General features: G+C 56.0%; 13 protein-coding genes. 8 read left to right on the top strand and 5 right to left on the bottom strand.

Annotated features, from left to right (window positions below; translation table 11 throughout):
• Nucleotides 1-3 precede the first annotated feature (3 nt).
• The 5 genes from ABWV79_RS15475 to miaA form a co-directional block, all read right to left on the bottom strand.
• Nucleotides 4-2091, bottom strand: a complete 2088-nt coding sequence (locus ABWV79_RS15475; RefSeq protein ID WP_170750854.1) for a dipeptide ABC transporter ATP-binding protein — start codon at nucleotides 2089-2091, stop codon at nucleotides 4-6.
• A gap of 94 nt (nucleotides 2092-2185) precedes the next feature.
• On the bottom strand, nucleotides 2186-3649 hold the full coding sequence (locus tag ABWV79_RS15470; RefSeq protein WP_353393022.1) for an ABC transporter permease: 1464 nt from the start codon (nucleotides 3647-3649) through the stop codon (nucleotides 2186-2188).
• Between the two features lie 13 nt (nucleotides 3650-3662).
• Complete coding sequence (locus tag ABWV79_RS15465) at nucleotides 3663-4709, bottom strand: ABC transporter permease (RefSeq protein ID WP_170353001.1); 1047 nt, start codon at nucleotides 4707-4709, stop codon at nucleotides 3663-3665.
• A 121-nt stretch (nucleotides 4710-4830) separates the two neighbouring features.
• Nucleotides 4831-6501, bottom strand: coding sequence for an ABC transporter substrate-binding protein (locus tag ABWV79_RS15460; protein ID WP_353393019.1), 1671 nt, complete (start codon nucleotides 6499-6501; stop codon nucleotides 4831-4833).
• A 324-nt stretch (nucleotides 6502-6825) separates the two neighbouring features.
• Nucleotides 6826-7719, bottom strand: a complete 894-nt coding sequence (miaA, locus tag ABWV79_RS15455) for a tRNA (adenosine(37)-N6)-dimethylallyltransferase MiaA (RefSeq protein ID WP_353393016.1) — start codon at nucleotides 7717-7719, stop codon at nucleotides 6826-6828.
• Between the two features lie 96 nt (nucleotides 7720-7815).
• Here miaA and pyrH point away from each other — a divergent pair, with 96 nt between their 5' ends.
• The 8 genes from pyrH (at nucleotide 7816) to ABWV79_RS15415 (ending at nucleotide 17876) form a co-directional block, all read left to right on the top strand.
• Nucleotides 7816-8559, top strand: coding sequence for a UMP kinase (pyrH, locus tag ABWV79_RS15450; protein WP_170353007.1), 744 nt, complete (start codon nucleotides 7816-7818; stop codon nucleotides 8557-8559).
• 209 nt (nucleotides 8560-8768) lie between these two features.
• Entirely contained in the window at nucleotides 8769-9995 is a 1227-nt protein-coding gene (locus tag ABWV79_RS15445; protein ID WP_353393013.1) for an aminotransferase class V-fold PLP-dependent enzyme, read from the top strand.
• A gap of 47 nt (nucleotides 9996-10042) precedes the next feature.
• Complete coding sequence (locus tag ABWV79_RS15440; RefSeq protein ID WP_353393010.1) at nucleotides 10043-11467, top strand: cryptochrome/photolyase family protein; 1425 nt, start codon at nucleotides 10043-10045, stop codon at nucleotides 11465-11467.
• A 69-nt stretch (nucleotides 11468-11536) separates the two neighbouring features.
• Nucleotides 11537-12745, top strand: coding sequence for a class I SAM-dependent methyltransferase (locus ABWV79_RS15435; RefSeq protein WP_170353013.1), 1209 nt, complete (start codon nucleotides 11537-11539; stop codon nucleotides 12743-12745).
• 16 nt (nucleotides 12746-12761) lie between these two features.
• Nucleotides 12762-13202, top strand: a complete 441-nt coding sequence (locus ABWV79_RS15430; protein WP_170353015.1) for a TrgA family protein — start codon at nucleotides 12762-12764, stop codon at nucleotides 13200-13202.
• A 28-nt stretch (nucleotides 13203-13230) separates the two neighbouring features.
• Nucleotides 13231-14346: an NUDIX domain-containing protein gene (locus tag ABWV79_RS15425; RefSeq protein ID WP_353393007.1), complete on the top strand. Its 1116-nt coding sequence runs from the start codon at nucleotides 13231-13233 to the stop codon at nucleotides 14344-14346.
• Between the two features lie 69 nt (nucleotides 14347-14415).
• Nucleotides 14416-15450, top strand: coding sequence for a cysteine synthase A (locus tag ABWV79_RS15420; protein ID WP_170353019.1), 1035 nt, complete (start codon nucleotides 14416-14418; stop codon nucleotides 15448-15450).
• On the top strand, nucleotides 15450-17876 hold the full coding sequence (locus ABWV79_RS15415) for a DUF3772 domain-containing protein (RefSeq protein ID WP_353393004.1): 2427 nt from the start codon (nucleotides 15450-15452) through the stop codon (nucleotides 17874-17876). The genes ABWV79_RS15420 and ABWV79_RS15415 overlap by 1 nt, the downstream gene beginning before the upstream one ends.
• Nucleotides 17877-17918: the final 42 nt, after the last annotated feature.

Here is a 17918-nt window from a genome sequence, read left to right as displayed (position 1 = left end):
GATTTACTCCGCCGCAACTTTGATGACGGGTTCCATCCGCGCCAGAATATCTTCCGCCAGGTGACATTTGACCTGATGGCCTTCGGCCAGAGTTTTCACAGGCGGTACTTTTTCTTCGCACAAGCCGCCGGGTACTTCGGATTTCCAACGACACCGCGTTTGGAATGGGCAACCGGGCGGTGGGTTCATGGCTGACGGGATGTCGCCCTCCAACACGATATGCTGCTTTTCGACCGAGGTGTCCGCAATCGGAACCGCGCTCAGCAGCGCCTCGGTATAGGGATGGTAGGGAGGAGCAAAAACCTGATCTGTTGTGCCCAACTCGACCACATGGCCCAGATACATCACCATCACCCGGTCGCTGAGATAGCGTACAATCGACAGGTCATGGCTGATGAACAGCAGGGTGGTTTTGTGTTCGCGCTGAATCTCCATCAACAGGTCTGTCACTGCTGCCTGCACCGAGACATCCAGCGCCGAGACCGGCTCATCTGCCACAACAATCCGCGCATCTCCGGCAAAGGCCCGGGCAATGCCCACGCGCTGTTTTTGTCCTCCCGACAACTGGCGCGGCATCCGATCTGCAAAGGCGCGTGGCAGTTTCACAAGATCCAGAAGCTCGAGCATCCGCTTCTTGCGTTCAGCCTCCGAGTTGCCAACACCGAAAATCTCAAGCGCCCGAATGATCTGGCGACCTACAGTCATTGAGGGATTCAGCGTGTCGAACGGGTTCTGGAAGACCATTTGAACCTCGCCAACGGTCTTGGCATCGCGTTCCTCGATGGGCACGGCCTCGATATTGCGGTTGTCCAGAAGGATCTGCCCATCTGTCGCGGTTTCCAACCCCATCAGAACCTTGGCAAAGGTGGACTTACCGCAACCGGATTCTCCAACAATGGCAAGTGTCTCGGATTCATGTGCTTCGAAGCTGAGCGTTTCATTGGCTTTAACCACCTTTGTGGCACCACCACCAAACAGCGCATTCGCCGCAACTTCATAGTATTTCTTGAGGTTGTCCATCTTCAGAACGGTCCGACCGATTTCAGCCTTTTCCTTCTGCTCAGACACGGTGATCGGCGCGTTCCAGTCGATTTCTTTGAACTTTAGGCAACGTGTGTGATGGCGATCATTGCCGGGTACGGCCTCCATCAGAATGTCTTGTGCGTCGCAACGACCTTCTTCGAAATAATCGCAACGTGGTCCAAAGTTACATCCCGGAGGACGCTCATGCGGCAACGGGAAGTTCCCGGGGATCGCCACCAAAGGCCGCGCGTTCTTGTCTGCACCTGGCAGGGGGATCGACCGGAACAGCGCCTGCGTATACGGGTGCTGCATCTCGTCGAACACGTCATGGATTGAGCCGCGTTCAACCGCCTCGCCGGAATACATCACGCACAGACGGTCACAGGTCTCAAGCACCAGCCCCAGATTGTGCGAGATAAATAGCATCGAAGTGCCATATTTCTTGCCCAGATCCTTGACCAATTCGACTACGGCGGCCTCGACGGTCACGTCCAGTGCTGTTGTTGGTTCGTCCAGTATCAACAAAGCCGGTTTAGACATCAGCGCCATCGCAATAACGATCCGCTGCTGCTGACCGCCTGACAGTTGATGCGGGAACGAGTTCAACATCCGTTCAGGGTCGGGAAGGCGGACATCTGTTACCACTTCAAGCGCGCGGGCATAGGCCTCATCCGTGCTCACGCCTTCGTGGATCATCGGCACTTCCATCAACTGCTTGCCGATCTTCATAGCCGGGTTCAGCGACGCCATTGGTTCCTGATAAATCATCGCGATCTCATTGCCGCGAATGTCGCGTAACTCGTCCGAGCTCATCTCGGCTAGATCACGTCCCTTGAACTTGATCGTTCCACCCACGATCCGCCCGTTCTTGCCAAGGTCCTGCATAACGCCCAGAGCCACAGTAGATTTGCCGCAGCCGGATTCGCCGACCAGACCAACCGCTTCGCCGGGCTGCACACTGACCGAGAAGTCCATGACAGCGGGGATTTCCCTCAGACGGGTGAAAAACGAAATCGACAACTTATCGATCTCAAGAATTGGCCCATCATAATCCGCCAGTTTGTTCATCTTGTTTTCTCCTCGCGAGAGTCAGGGGATCCCCTTCATCTGGCTGAAAATATCTCGGGGGATCCGGGGGGCTGGCCCCCCGGCCGCTTTCACATCAATCCTTCAGACTTTCTTCGCGCAGACCGTCTGCCAGCAGGTTCAAACCGAGAACCAATGACAACAGCGCCAACGCCGGAGGAAGGGCAGGGTGCAGATAGACCGACAACAGCTTGCGCCCTTCATTGATGGTCGACCCCCAATCCGGACTTTCTGGCGGCAGACCCAGGCCAAAGAAGCCCAAGGTACCCAAAAGGATCGTGGTATATCCTATCCGCAGACAGAAATCGACGATCAGAGGGCCGCGCGCGTTGGGCAGGATTTCCCACAGCATGATGTACCATGGTCCTTCACCCCGCGTCTGAGCCGCGGCCACATAGTCGCGGGTTTTGATGTCCATCGCCAACCCTCGCACGATGCGGAACACCGTGGGTGAGTTCACGAAGACCACCGAAACGAAGACCACAAGGATGCCAGCGGGAACGTCGAAAAGGTCCAGGAAGGTTGGCAGACCCCAAATGCCGTAGCCGTCGGTGTTAACCACATACCCACCTGTCGAAATCAGCGATAGGTACAGCCAGAGCGCGACACCCAGAACACCAATCAAAAGAGGCGTTCGGAATGTCGGCCGTGTGTAATAGCGCGAGTTCAATAGCACCCCAAGAAAGATGATCGGAAAGATGAAAAGAACAGCGGCCATGTAGTTTGGAACACCGGTTGCCACGATCTCGGGCGTCACCAGTAAGTAGAACAGCAAAATGACCGGGAAGGCGAGGATCAGGTTCGCAAGGAAAGACAGCAACGTGTCCAGCCGCCCACCGTAGTAACCTGCAGGCAAACCCAGCGTGATCCCGACCATGAAGGCAAACATCGTCGCCAGAGGCGCGATCTGCACCACAATCCACGCGCCCTTGACCATTCGGCTAAAGACGTCGCGGGCCAGGTTGTCGCCCCCCAGCAGGTACCACGCATATTCTCCGTCCTCCACGCTGGGCAAAGGCGTTCCGGGCACTTTGTTCTTCATCCCAGAGACTTGTGACAGCGAGTCATGCGTCACGATCAGGTCAAGCGCGCCGAAAATCCCGGTGAAAACCCAGAACATCACAAGGCCAAAGCCGATCATGCCAATCGGACTGTCAAACAGCTTGCCATAGAGTCCCAATTTGCGTTTGAACGCGATGGACATTGCGTACAGCAAGATCAACGAAAACCAGACGGGCAGGAATTGCTGCATCATTGCGCCGATGATACCTGCGCCGGTTCCCATCAAAATGCCCAAGACGATATAGGCAACAGCAAGCCCGACACTTGCTAGAAAGCTGTATCGCATCAGGGCTTGGATTAGGTTTCGTATGCCAGATCCCGATGTCAGCGTCCCGTCGGGGTTCACCGTCATCTGAGGTTCGGGCAGAACGATACTGGCCAATATCCAAGCCAGGATCGATGCGGCCATAAGAACGAGTGCAATCGCCAAAAGCGGGTTCAGGAAGGCAATAGAGCCGGTCCAGGTTAATGGTTCCATGATCTCTGCCTCCTCACGAAATACGAATACGCGGGTTCAGGTAGACATAGCCGATATCCGATATCAGCTGGGTCACCAGCACCACAAAGACTGACACGACCGAGATCGCCAGCAGCAATTGGATGTCGTTGTTGCCTGCTGCCTGAACCAATGCCCAGCCAAAGCCCTTGTAGTTGAACAAGGTCTCGACGATCACCACACCGTTCAGCAGCCATGGGAACTGCAGCATTATGACGGTGAAGGGGGCGATCAGCGCATTGCGCAACGCATGTTTCATCACGATGTTCGGGAACGAAACACCTTTCAGGCGCGCGGTTCGGATGTACTGCGCCGTCATCACTTCGGTCATCGAGGCGCGGGTCATCCGGGCGATATAGCCCATCCCATAAAGCGCGATTGTCAGCACGGGTAAGAAGAAATTCTCAAACGTCGGATTCTCCATAGCCTGTGTGGCCGTGCCCTTGAACCATTTTAGCCCCACGGCAGAGGACGTGAAGATCGCGATGAAGATCACGCCTGATACGTATTCCGGCGTTGCCGTTGTTGTGATGGCAAAGGTCGAAAGCGTCCGGTCGGTGGCCGAGCCTTCCTTCATACCCGCCAAAATACCCAAGATCAGAGCTGACGGTACCATTAGCAGCATCACCCAGAACATCAGCCGTCCGGTCAGGGCAAGACGTGTCCCGACAACGGTCGAGACCTCTTCTTTGAACACGGTCGAATAGCCCCAGTACCCCTGCAGAATACCACAGAAATTCGGAGACTCTTCGGCAGTCTTGCCGGGCAGGATACATCTGCCCTGAACTGTGCCGTCCTCATTCGTGTGCCGATAAGATGGCAGGATTCCCAACCATTCACCGTATTTCACGGGGGTTGACTGCAGATATCCACCTTTTTCCAGAAAGCTCTCGACCTGCTCGTCGGACATACGGAAGTTGCCCTGCGTCTTCGCAAGTTTTTCGAGGTTCGGATAAAGGTTCGTCAGGTAGAAGACCAGAAAGGTAAGGCACAGCGCTGTCAAAAGCATGATGCCGACGCGCCTTAAGATGAATAATCCCATGTTAGCCCCTGTTGGTAGGCTCGCGCATCGGTCGCCGGACCGTGCGCATCGCTGTTGTTTTGGTCGCCGTCGTCAGGATGAAAAGGCCGCGCCCGTCAGGCGCGGCCTTGTGTTGTTCGGCTTAGGAAACGAGGCCGAATTTATAAAGCTGCGGAAGGTCCGCAATGTGCTTTTCGACACCGACCATGTTGTCGCGATGGTGACGCATCGCTGTGCGCCAGTAAGGCTGGATGGTCACGCCTTCTTCGATCATGATCGCCTGCAGCTTGGCCATCACTTCGCGGCGTTTGTCCACATCTGCGATCGAGTTCGCCTCGGCCAGCAATTTGTCGAACTCTTCGTTGGCGAAACCGGATTCGTTCCACGCAACACCCGACTTGTAGGCCAATGCCAGAACCTGCGTGCCCAGAGGACGGTGGTTCCAGTTGGTCGAGGAGAATGCGTATTTCGTCCAGTCGTTCCAGAAGGTCGAGCCCGGAAGGATCGTGTGTTTGGCCTTGATCCCGGCATCATTAAGTTGTGCAACAACAGCCGCAGTGGTGTTCCGACGCCAGTCATCGTCGATGGACTGAACTTCGTGCTCGAAATCAGCCATGCCCGCTTCTTCCATCAGGGCTTTTGCCCCTGCCGGATCATATGGGATACGGGTTACGGCCGAGTCGTACTCGGGGTGCATCGGACCCACGTGGCAGTTTTCCGCAGGAATACCATAGCCAGACATGCCCAGCTCTAGGCAGACCTCATTGTTAACGGCCATTGCCAGCGCCTGACGAACCCGCTTGTCGCCGTAGATCTTGTTGCCGCTATCGTCCTCGGCCAGCTGGTTCGGGCGGATGACGATGGTAAAGCCAGACGGGATTTCCGAGCGCACCAGACCGATACCATCAAAGATGTCGACGAATTCGCCCACCGACTCCCAATTCATGTCGATTTCTTCGGCTTCGTATGCGGCTAAGAACGCGGCAGGGTCGGTGCCGTAGTCGATGAACTCGATCCGGTCGATATAACCGCCTTTGCCGGCCTCATATCCCCACCAGTCAAAGCCTTCGTTACGCACCAGCACGCCCTTAACGCCAACTTCGTGGCTTTCCGGGATCATAAATCCAGTACCGATCGGGTTGGCCAGCATGTTGTTTGCGTCAAAGCTGCTGTGAACAATGGCACCCGGATAGTCTGCCATGCCTGGGATGATGGTAATATCCGGGGTGTTGCATTTCAGTTTTACAGTGTGCGAGTCGACCACGGTGATGGCACCGTCCGCCGCCTTTTGGGTGGCTTCATCGACCAAAGACGCCATGCGTGACGCCATGGAATTGCCCTCTAGGGTCGCATCGCACCAGCCGGTGATATTGCGCGCGACGTCTTCGGCGGTGAAATCGTCACCGTTGTTCCACTTGACGCCTTTACGCACGTTCAGCGTGTATTCGGTCGCGTCATCATTCGCTTCCCAGCTTTCCAGCAACATGGGTTTGAATGAGCCGTCATTGTTGTATTCGACCAGATATTCAAGCCAACCTGCGGTGAAGGTGGCAATCTGTGTCCAGTCGTAGGTGCGCGGATCTTTCAGCGCACGCACTTCCATCTGGTAGCGGATCGTGCCGCCGCGCTGTGGTTCTTGCGCGGCTGCGGGTGAGCTTAGGCCGATCATTCCATAGGCGGCAGGAACAGCGACACCCAATGCCGTGGCGCGGGCCATGAACTCACGCCGGCTGAGCTTGCCGTCACGAAATTCCTGTGCATGCATTTCCGCCGCCCAGTGCATCGGTGCTCCGGTCAAGGTTTGCTTTGTCATTAATGTCTCTCCCTGTGACATAGATTTTTATGATTGAATGTAGAACCGCTCAGGCCCGGCAGGCGCGGGTGGCAGGCTCTCGGGTTTCCGTTTTTGTGATACTGAACATCCCCATGCGTTCATTCGGCACCAGAAATCGGGTCAGGTCAACGTTCGAAATCGTCATTCAGGGTACAAAAACGACATTCGTCGGGGTCGGTTGCCGCTAACACCGATCGAGTCTGGACCTGCGTTACATTGGCTGATCGGTCTGAAGGCAGGGGATTCGACATATTCGCGCGGGGCACAAAACACGCCTGAGTGGTCAATCAACAAAAAGTGGTATCACTTTGAGAAATCAACGCTATTCCAGTCTTTCATGCGCGCACGGAACCATGTCCGCTGACGTTTGGCAAATTGTCGGGTCGAGATTGTGGCACGTTCACGGGCGGCCTCGAGTGTCATGTTGCCGTCAAGGTAGGTCATAAGCTCGGGAACTCCGATGGCCTTGAAAGCAGAAAGCGACGCGTCGTAGTGCGCACGCATGGCTTTGACCTCTTGCAATGCGCCGGTGTCCAGCATCAAGTCAAACCGCAGGTTGATCCGGTTCAGCAACCACTGTTTGTCCACGTCGAAAACGATGGGCACTGTATCCGCGATGTTCAAAACCGGAGGCGGCGTGTCGTTCTGCCAGTCGCGTAGGCCGCGACCGGTTGCGCGCAGAACCTCCCATGCGCGCTGAACTCGTGCGCGGTTCTGCGTGTCGATCCCCGCCAGAGTTTCGCGGTCAACGCCACGGATCAGGTCGGGCAGGGTAAGCTGATCCGCCTCGGTCCTTATGTCGGATGGGGTTGCCGGTATGTCAGCCATACCTTCCGTCAAAGCAGAGAAATAGAGTCCGGTTCCACCCACTATGATGGGGCGTTGAGGCCCGCTCAAAAATGGTTTGACCTCGCGCAGCCAATGGCCGGTGGAATAGTCCTGATCATAGGCGATATGCCCATACAACCGATGGGGTGCGCGCGCTTCGTCGTCGGCGGATGGCCGGGCTGAAATTACCCGCCAGCACGCATAGACCTGACTGGCATCGGCATTCACGATGACACCGCCTAAGGTTTCAGCGATCCGCAACGCCAGTTCGGATTTGCCCGAGGCTGTGGGCCCGGCAATTAGCACAGGTTTATCGGCGGGAATGGGGGGCAGGCGGTCCCAAATCTGCGATGTGTTCGTGTTGGCCATCCAAGAGTGCCTTGTTCTTCATGATCCGCATTGAACCCGCAGAGGTTTTGCTTCATTTTGCGGCGAAATAAAACCCGTGCCAGCCCGGAGCGCAATATGAGCCTTTCCCCCGAAACCGACACCCCGAAAACCAAATACAGTCGCGTGATGCTGAAAATTTCAGGCGAGGCGCTTATGGGCGATCAGGGCTTTGGCCTGCACCCGCCGACGGTTCAGCGCATCGCGCAAGAGGTGAAATCCGTGCACGATCTGGGGGTCGAAATCTGCATGGTCATCGGCGGAGGTAATATTTTCCGCGGTCTGAGCGGCTCGGCGCAGGGGATGGAACGGACGACCGCTGACTATATGGGGATGCTGGCGACGGTTATGAACGCGCTTGGGATGCAGTCAGCACTTGAGGAAGTTGGGGTTTTCACGCGTGTGATTTCGGCCATTCGCATGGATGAGGTTTGTGAGCCCTATATCCGCCGCCGCGCTGTACGCCACCTTGAAAAAAAACGTGTGTGCATCTTTGCTGCCGGAACGGGTAACCCTTATTTCACGACAGATACCGCCGCCACGCTGCGCGCGAATGAAATGGCCTGTGAGGCGATATTCATGGGCAAGAACGGTGTGGATGGGGTGTATGACAAGGACCCCAAGGAACACGCGGATGCAGTGCGCTATGACACGGTCAGCTATGATGATGTTTTGGCAAAGCGTCTGCGGGTCATGGATGCCTCGGCCATTGCGCTGGCGCGTGACAATAACCTGCCGCTGATCGTGTTCGGCCTGGATGAACCGGGCGGGTTCCGCGGTATTCTTGCAGGTGAAGGAACCTATACCAAAGTTCAGGGATAAGTCTCATCCCCAAAGACCGGACATTCTGTATTCAAGTGCTTGACGCGGACGCGAAGGCTGGGCAACTTGGCCCGGTCTTTGCGACCGCAGGGGCTGCCATCGCAAACGCGAAGGCTTGGCTGGAAGACCCGCCATGATTTCCGAGGGACCCGGAATCATGCACCGGTGTCCTCATGGATTGACGTGCATGATCTAAGGAGCCCCGTGCCATGAGCACCCTCGATATCGATTTCGTTCGGTCGCAGTTTCCGGCCTTTGCCGAACCCAGCCTTCAAGGGCAGGCGTTTTTTGAGAATGCAGGCGGATCCTATACCTGCAAACCGGTTTTGGATCGCCTGTTTCGGTTTTACACCCAGCGCAAAGTGCAACCCTACGGTCCTTACGAAGCAAGTCGGCTGGCGGGCGAGGAAATGGACGAAGCCCGCGTCCGCATGGCAGCAATTCTGGGGGTCGATACTGACGAGCTGAGCTTTGGTCCCTCCACGACTCAAAACACCTATGTATTGGCGCAGGCGTTCCGGCGCTGGATGCAACCCGGAGAGGCGATCATTGTGACCAATCAGGATCACGAGGCCAACTCAGGTCCCTGGCGCCGCCTTGCTGAGGAGGGTATCGAGGTCCGGGAATGGCAGATCGACCCCGAGACCGGATCGCTGAACCCGCATGATCTTGAAAACCTGTTAGATGAAAAGGTGCGTCTGGTCTGTTTTCCGCATTGTTCGAATGTGATCGGAGAGATCAATCCGGTAACCGAGATCACTGCGATCGCTCATGCCGCTGGCGCATTCGTGTGTGTGGATGGTGTTTCTTACGCGCCGCATGGGTTCCCCAATGTCGGAGATATGGGGCCGGACATCTATCTGTTCTCGGCCTACAAAACCTATGGCCCTCATCAGGGTTGTATGGTCATGCGACGGTCGCTGGGTGAGTTGCTGCCAAACCAGGCGCATTATTTCAATGCGGACAGTTTGTACAAAAGGTTCACGCCTGCGGGGCCGGATCACGCTCAGATCGCGGCTTGCGCGGGGATGGCGGATTACGTCGACCTTCTGTGCGATCATCATGGCGGCCCCCAAAGCGGCGCGACCGAGCGGGGTGCGTTTGTGCACAACTTGATGCGAGGGCAAGAGGTTGCAATGCTGCAACCTGTTTTGGACGCCGTGAAGGATCGCAATTCGGTCCGGCTGGTCGGGACCTCTGACGCGGCCAGTCGTGCGCCAACCGTAGCTTTGGCTTTGGAACAAAATGCCGAAGATGTGGCGAGCAATCTGGTAAAGCACGGGATCATGGCCGGGGGCGGAGATTTCTACGCAGTTCGCCCACTTGAAGCGATGGGTGTCGATCTGACCCGCGGTGTGCTGCGTGTCAGTTTCACTCATTACACGTCTGAGAACGAAATCAACCAGTTATTGGAAAGTCTTGACACCGTTTTGTGATCCGGTTTTCGCCCTGTTTCGTATAAAAGAAAATACAAAGGGCGATCATGGAAAACGAGCAGTCACCGATCATCATTTGGTACCGGCGGGACTTGCGGCTGTCGGATCACCCAGCTTTGAACGCAGCAGTTCAAAGCGGTCGTTCCGTCATTCCCGTTTACATACTCGACAATCTTGCTCAGAGGCTGGGTGCTGCGCCTAAATGGCGACTGTCGCTAGGGCTGGAAGCGTTGCAGCAGCGTTTGACGCAAGTTGGCAGTCGGTTGATCCTGCGGCAGGGAAACGCCATCGAGGTTTTGCAACAGCTTGTCCGCGAAACCGGAGCATCTGCAGTGTACTGGACCCGCGCTTATGATCCGGACTCCATTGAGCGGGACAGCAGCATCAAGACAACGCTTAAGGACCAAGGGGTTGAAGCAAAGTCGTTTTCCGGCCATCTGCTGTTCGAACCCTGGACAGTAGCGACGAAGAGTGGACAACCTTTCCGCGTGTTCACGCCGATGTGGAGAGCTGTGCAACACAGGGACGTTGACCCACCGGTCCCCACACCGAACCGTCTGATTGCGCCGCCAGCTTGGCCAAAGTCAGATGACGTTGGGAGTTGGGCCATGGGGGCGGCAATGAACCGAGGCGCCGGAGTGGTCGCGCAGCATGTGCGCGCAGGTGAAGAGGCCGCCTTTGACGTTCTCGAAGCGTTTGTTGGTCGTGTTTCTGACTATTCCAACGATAGAGACCGGTTGGATTACAACGGAACATCGGCCTTGGCCGAATATCTCTCACTGGGTGAGATCAGCCCACGGTCGATCTGGCATCGTGTTAGGATCTCTGGGATGAACGGCGTGTCGGGTACGGGTGCGTATCTGCGCCAACTTGTGTGGCGCGAATTCGCGTATCACCTGATGTTTCACACTCCACATCTGCTTGGCGCCAACTGGAAGCCAGAGTGGGACGCATTTCCGTGGCGTTTCGATGAAGATAACCCACAGGTAATTGCTTGGAAAACAGCAAGAACGGGTATTCCCGTCGTAGATGCCGGCTTGCGCGAGATGTACGTAACCGGGCGGATGCACAACCGGGCACGGATGATCGTCGCAAGCTATCTGACCAAGCATCTGATGACTCACTGGAAAGTCGGCCTGGGGTGGTTCGAGGAGTGTTTGGTGGACTGGGATCCCGCATCGAATGCGATGGGATGGCAGTGGGTGGCAGGCTCGGGGCCAGACGCGTCGCCGTTCTTTCGGATTTTTAACCCCGTGACACAACAAGAGAAATTTGACCCATCATCCGCCTATGTACGCAAATGGGTGGCCGAGGGCCAGACTGCTCCGCCCCATACTGCCTTGGCGTATTTCGAAGCGATCCCTCGGGCCTGGGGCCTTGAGCCCACGGATAACTATCCGGCTCCGATCGTTACATTGTCCGAAGGACGAGCACAGGCACTGGCCGCCTATGAGCACCGGAAAACCCAGTAAGGAACTGAAAACTTGCCAGAAACACAAACTCGGCCTAGCCTGAAACAACAACCGCACAGGGGAGAGCGGATGATCCTGACCACCACAGACGGACAGAAAGACCTGCCACGCTATTTCGGGCAGGTTGTTAAAATGCTGAACAAGATGGAATGCGGCCGCCTGGATATCGCGCTGCCGGATGGCCGTGTTTTCCGAGCCGAAGGTACAAAGCCCGGGCCAATTGCGCGGGTCGATATTCACAACCCGGACGTCTTTGCCCGGCTGATCCGAGAGGGCGAATTGGGGTTCTCGGACGCCTATTTGGAAGGCGACTGGAGCACACCGGATTTACGGTCTTTCATGGATTTGGTCCATTTGGGAACCGAGACCGTTTACGACGATTTCACCGGTAAGTTTCTGGTTCAAGCCTATGAAAGGCTTCGCTTTTGGTTGAACGGAAATAGCCGTAAGCAAGCCAAAAAGAATATCTCTTATCACTACGATTTGGGCAATGAATTCTATGCCATGTGGCTGGATGATACGATGACCTATTCCAGCGCGCTGTTTGAGACTGGGCAGGAAAGTCTTGAGAAGGCGCAAACCGCCAAATACGCCAGTATGGTTGATGAGATGGGGGCAAAGCCCGGTGATCACATCCTTGAAATCGGCTGTGGTTGGGGGGGATTTGCTGAATATGCAGCAAAAGAGCGTGGCCTACGGGTCACAGGCCTGACTATCAGCGAAGAACAGTTGAAGTATGCCCGGCAACGCATTGATAAAGCGGGATTGTCCGACATGGTCGAGTTCAAGTTGCAGGACTACCGTGATGAGCGTGGCCAGTATGACGGCATCGCATCAATTGAGATGTTTGAGGCGGTTGGTCAAAAATACTGGCCAGTCTATTTCGAAGTTGTGCGCGAACGTTTGAAGCCGGGTGCTCAGGCGACTTTACAAATTATCACCGTGGCAGATCATCGTTGGGAGGTTTACCGCAATGGTGTTGATTTCATTCAGAAATATATCTTTCCCGGCGGTATGCTGCCTGCACCTTCGGTGCTAAAAGAGCAGGTCGCTCAGGCAGGTTTGAACGTGGTGACGTCCAAGGAATTCGGCAAAAGCTACGATCTGACTCTGCGCCGCTGGTATGACACGTTCAATGATAAATGGGACGTCATTTCTGAGATGGGCTTTGATGAGCGTTTTCGCCGCATGTGGAATTATTATTTGACTGCCTGCGGCGCAGCCTTTGACACCGGCAATTGCGATGTGACACAGATTACTGTAGCAAAACCAACGTAATGAACGGACCCACCTGATGCCCACTGCTGCGCGACTTGTAGCCTCCATTTGTCTTTTGGTGGTGGCCTTTTTAGTTTCGAGCATGATCATCGCTAATGGGGAAGATGGTAAGGACTACGGTATCTTTACCTACGTGAACATGATCATTGCGGTTGCGTGCGGCTGGAAAATCATGGGAAAGCGAGCTGGCAAAGGGTGGACGTCCGGACTGAACAACGGTTTGACCGGGGTTGTCTCATTGGTTTTCTGGGGCCTGTTTGTTCAAGGGTGCAACGAAATGTTCCGATTGGCTATGCGCCATCGGTATGACGGACCATTTGAGGCACTGTTGGCCATTTTCCAGATTGGCATTGAATTTGGTCAGCAGTTGTTAGCACCAGAAATCCTGTGGACGCTCGGGATCGGTGCTGTGATCGCGGGTCTCGCCACGGAAGAGGCCAGTCGCCGCTGGCGGTGAGGGCTACTGGCACTACGAGGGTAATTTTGTGTCCGCATTGTTTTTCTATGGAACGCTTCGCCATCTGCCTTTGTTGGAGACCGTTCTGGATCGACCGCTCACCGACTTGCAGATAAGAGACGCAGTTCTGCCAGACCACGCGGTCTATGATGTTCGGGACGAGCATTTTCCGATGATTTGCTCTGAAACAGGCCATAATGCCCCGGGGCTGGTGGTTGAAGGGCTCGGGCCAGAAGACCTGAAGCGGTTAAAGTTTTATGAGGCCGGTTTCGACTTTGATATGGAGCCTCACACTTTGAACCTCACTGATGGTTCTCGCATTTTGGCAAGCGTGTTCTACCCGCAGCCGAACTTGTGGACCTCTGACGGTCCCTGGTCCTTGCAGGATTGGGTGGACGACTGGGCGGAAATGTCGGTGTCAGCGGCGCAAGAGGTGATGGGCTACTATGGCAAGGTCGACGCTGACCAGATTTCCCGCAGCTTTCCTGCCATCCGTACGCGGGCTTGGGCAAGGCTCGCCGCGCGCAAGCGGCACACTGGCGATCCGCGCGATGTGCGCAAAGACGTGGTCCTGCAACAACACGCGCGAGAGTATGTCGACTATTTCGGGATGGAAAGGATCGAGCTGCAGCATCGGCTGTATGATGGCTCGATGGGGCCGGTCGTACATCGTAGCGGGCTGATGCAGGGCAGTGCGGTTGTCGTTCTGCCCTACGATCCGATCCGCGATGCAGTCCTATTGGTCGAACAATTCCGGGCACCGGTCTACATGGCCGAAGATCCGGAGCCTTGGATGTGGGAACCCGTCGCTGGAATGATTGACCCCGGCGAAACGCCGAAACAGGCGGCTCGGCGCGAGACACTTGAAGAGGCTCATGTAAATCTGTTGGTGTTGGAAAGCGCGGGATCAGCCTATTCGTCAAGCGGATCATCCACCGAATACCTTCATCTCTATGTCGGGCTGGCTGACCTTAATCAGACAGTCAACAATGGTGGCCTTGCTTCCGAGGGCGAGGACATTCGCACACAAATCCTGCCGTTTGTGGACTTCATGGACAGAGTTGATGCCCATGGGTTCAAAGATTTGCCGTTGCTGGCGCTGGCTCATTGGCTCGCGCGACATCGGAACCGTCTGCGCTCGTGATGATCGCTGCTTGTGGTTGGCGCGCGGCAACTGTAAATCTGCCTTGATCCGTAATGAAATGAGGGCGCCATGCGCATTGCGAAAGACCTTGCCGACGCAGTCGGAAAAACCCCGCTGATCCGATTGAAGCGCATTAGCGAGGAAACCGGATGCGAAATCCTTGGAAAGGCCGAGTTTATGAACCCCGGCCAATCGGTCAAGGACCGCGCGGCGCTCTATATCATCAAAGACGCCATCGCGCGGGGCGAGTTGAAGCCCGGTGGTACGATAGTTGAAGGAACTGCGGGCAACACAGGTATCGGTCTGGCTTTGGTCGGAGCTTCGATGGGCTTTAAGACCGTGATCGTGATCCCGGAAACGCAGTCCGAAGAAAAAAAGGACATGCTGCGCCTTGCCGGTGCGCAATTGGTGCAGGTGCCTGCCGCGCCTTATCGCAACCCTAACAACTTTGTCCATTACTCGCGCCGTCTGGCCGAGGAACTGGCGCAGACCGAACCCAATGGCGCGATCTGGGCAAACCAGTTTGATAACGTGGCCAACCGTCAGGCGCATGTGGAAACTACGGGCCCCGAGATTTGGGAGCAAACCGGGGGCAAAGTCGATGGCTTTGTCTGTGCCGTGGGTTCCGGCGGAACGCTGGCCGGTGTCGCCGATGCTTTGCAGCCCAAGGGCGTTAAGATCGGTTTGGTCGATCCGATGGGGGCAGGGCTTTACTCCTATTACACCACTGGCGAAATCGCGATGGAGGGCAGCTCGATCGCCGAAGGCATTGGGCAGGTGCGGATCACGAAGAACCTCGAAGGCTTCAAGCCCGATTACGCCTATCAGATGACCGACAATGAGGCGCTGCCGCTCATCTTCGACCTGCTGCGCGAAGAGGGGCTGGTCATGGGCGGTTCGACCGCGATCAACATGGCGGGTGCCGTGCGTTTGGCCAAAGACCTTGGGCCGGGCCATACTATCGTGACAATCCTGTGCGACTATGGAACGCGCTATCAGTCCAAGCTGTTCAACCCGGAATTCCTGCGTGAAAAAGAGCTGCCGGTGCCCGATTGGATGACCGAAGCCCCGCGCAGCATACCCGGCGTGTTCGAGGACGTGTGATGCTGCGACAGGTCCGCCTGCTCCTAGCGCTTGTCTCAATTTGTCTGGCGGTTCTCTGCGGCCCTGCGGCTGCTCAGCTTTCCGACCGACAGAGCGAGTACTATCAGGGTTGGGTCAAAACGGCGGACCGAGCAGAAGTAGTGATCGAGGCCGACCGGGCCTCGAATGCATCGCTTGAAAACCTACGTTCGGAAATTCATGCCTATCGCGATGATTTCAATCGTGCGCGTGGTGCAAATACCGAACGCATACAGACGCTTGACGCTCAGATCGAGGCGCTTGGGCCGAAGCCCGAAGGGGATGCGAGCGAACCCAAAGACATTGCCGCCCTGCGCGCGCATCTTGAAGAGCAACTGAATGCCCTTCAGGTTCCTAGGATTATCTCGGAAGAAGCGTTCAGCCGCGCCAACGGTTTGATCGCAGAAATCGATCAGCTTCTGCGTAACCGCCAGACCAAAGAGCTGTTAGAGCGCGGTCCGTCTCCGATTAACCCAATCTATTGGGGGCCAGCATGGACAGATGTTACCGAAGCAGCCCGCGGCCTGTTCAACGAAGCCCGAAGGAATCTGCAAACTGATGTAGCCCACGAGAAGTTGCGCAATCAGGGCTTGGGTATTTTTGTACTGGTGGTTCTCGCCGGGGTACTGTTGTTCTACGGCAAGCATTGGTCCGAGCTTGCAGGGAGCTACTTGCGTAAGCTGGGCGGCCGGGGCAGCGGTGTTTGGACGTTCCTGACTTCACTACTGCGTATTATTTTACCCTGGCTTGGGGTCTGGTTGATCGTCAAGGCGATCGTAATGACTGGGGTGCCGGGCTTGCGTGGCACTTTGCTGTTGGAAAACATCCCGTATTGGGCTGCGATTATCCTCTATTATGACTGGATTGGCCGACAGGTTTATGTCCTGCAAGAGGCGCAGGGATTTAAGCGTCTGACCGCGAAGCGGGTGGCCGAACTGCGGGTCTATCTCGATCTGCTTGCAGTCCTTTTGATCCTGCACGAATTGGTGAATCTATTCGAGCAGATCGAGAATATCTCGGACGCGACGCGCGCGGTTGTCGGTTTCCCTGTGACAATCATTACGGCACTGGTTCTTTTGCGCGTGCGTCAGGTGCGCAGCACCGAGGTTGTCGTCGACTCGGATGAGCCCGGCGCGACCCGAGGCGCGGGTTTGGCGCAGTTGATAGAATTCCTGCGTCGAGCCCTGTTTCTGCTGGGTATTGCCAGCCCGGTGCTGGCAGTGGTCGGTTATACCAACGCCGCCGAGGCGATCGTTTATCCTGCTGTCAAATCCCTTGTTCTCATTGCGGCACTGGTCATCGTTCAGCGATTCCTGACTGCTGTTTACGGGTGGGTCACGCGACAGGGCGACGGGGCCAAGGATTCCCTGTTTTCCGTCTTGATCGGCTTTGCGATGGCCATTTTCGCCATCCCGGTTCTGGCAATCTACTGGGGCGCGCGCAAGACGGATTTACTTGAGGTTTGGTCGCGTATCCTGCTGGGATTCGATGTCGGTGGCGTGACAGTTTCACCGAAGAATTTCTTTACCTTCCTGATCGTCTTCCTGATGGGCTATGGCTTGACCCGAATGCTGCAAGGGGGGCTACGCAGTTCTCTGCTGCCCAAGACCAAGATTGACCCTGGTGGCCAAAACGCGATTGTCGCCGGGACAGGCTATGTCGGAATTTTCCTGGCGGCGCTCTGCGCCATTATGGTGGCCGGGTTCGACTTGTCCTCGCTGGCGATAGTTGCCGGTGCGCTGTCGGTCGGCATTGGTTTTGGCTTGCAGACCATCGTGTCTAACTTTGTCTCGGGTATCATCCTGCTTGTCGAGCGTCCGATCTCGAAAGGCGATTGGATCGACGTCAACGGGATGATGGGCTATGTGCGCGATATTTCGGTCAGGTCGACACGGATCGAGACCTTCGACCGAACCGATGTGATCGTCCCCAACTCGGATCTGATTAGCGGTGTGGTGACCAACTACACCCGCGGTAACACGATCGGGCGGGTGATTGTTCCTGTCGGCGTTGCCTACGGAACCGATACTCGCAAGGTCGAGAAAATCCTGGGCGAAATTGCAAATGCGAACCCGATGGTTCTTGCCAACCCTGCTCCCAGTGTTGTGTTCCAAGGCTTCGGCGCGGATTCTCTGGATTTTGAAATCCGTGCTATTCTAAGGGATGTGAATTGGATGCTGTCTGTAAAGTCAGACATGAACCATGAGATCAACCGTCGCTTTGTTGAAGAGGGCATCGAGATCCCGTTCGCGCAGCGTGACGTGTGGTTGCGCAACCCTGAAACTCTGCGCAACACCGGTCCAGAGGTGAAGGCTGCCCCCAATTCTGAAGAGGGCTCCGCAGCCAAACCTACGCCGATTAAAATGACCGAAGCCGACATGTCGGATAGCGACGGGGACGAGATTTGATCGGTTTTCCGGTCCCGCTCAGGAAGGTTGAATTTTCACCCT

This window comes from Ruegeria sp. HU-ET01832, from assembly GCF_040371315.1.
GTDB classification, from domain to species: domain Bacteria; phylum Pseudomonadota; class Alphaproteobacteria; order Rhodobacterales; family Rhodobacteraceae; genus Ruegeria; species Ruegeria lacuscaerulensis_A.
The sequence above is the reverse complement of the archived record's forward strand: the minus strand, read 5'-3'. Positions and strand labels throughout refer to the sequence as shown.

Excerpts from the sequence above, each read along its gene's own strand:
- ABWV79_RS15470 (WP_353393022.1), bottom strand. The coding sequence starts at position 3,649 with ATGGAACCATTAACCTGGACCGGCTCTATTGCCTTCCTGAACCCGCTT.
- ABWV79_RS15460 (WP_353393019.1), bottom strand. The coding sequence starts at position 6,501 with ATGACAAAGCAAACCTTGACCGGAGCACCGATGCACTGGGCGGCGGAA.
- pyrH (WP_170353007.1), top strand. The coding sequence starts at position 7,816 with ATGAGCCTTTCCCCCGAAACCGACACCCCGAAAACCAAATACAGTCGC.
- ABWV79_RS15435 (WP_170353013.1), top strand. The coding sequence starts at position 11,537 with ATGATCCTGACCACCACAGACGGACAGAAAGACCTGCCACGCTATTTC.
- ABWV79_RS15420 (WP_170353019.1), top strand. The coding sequence starts at position 14,416 with ATGCGCATTGCGAAAGACCTTGCCGACGCAGTCGGAAAAACCCCGCTG.
- miaA (WP_353393016.1), bottom strand. The coding sequence starts at position 7,719 with ATGGCCAACACGAACACATCGCAGATTTGGGACCGCCTGCCCCCCATT.
- ABWV79_RS15415 (WP_353393004.1), top strand. The coding sequence starts at position 15,450 with ATGCTGCGACAGGTCCGCCTGCTCCTAGCGCTTGTCTCAATTTGTCTG.
- ABWV79_RS15430 (WP_170353015.1), top strand. The coding sequence starts at position 12,762 with ATGCCCACTGCTGCGCGACTTGTAGCCTCCATTTGTCTTTTGGTGGTG.
- ABWV79_RS15465 (WP_170353001.1), bottom strand. The coding sequence starts at position 4,709 with ATGGGATTATTCATCTTAAGGCGCGTCGGCATCATGCTTTTGACAGCG.
- ABWV79_RS15475 (WP_170750854.1), bottom strand. The coding sequence starts at position 2,091 with ATGAACAAACTGGCGGATTATGATGGGCCAATTCTTGAGATCGATAAG.
- ABWV79_RS15445 (WP_353393013.1), top strand. The coding sequence starts at position 8,769 with ATGAGCACCCTCGATATCGATTTCGTTCGGTCGCAGTTTCCGGCCTTT.
- ABWV79_RS15440 (WP_353393010.1), top strand. The coding sequence starts at position 10,043 with ATGGAAAACGAGCAGTCACCGATCATCATTTGGTACCGGCGGGACTTG.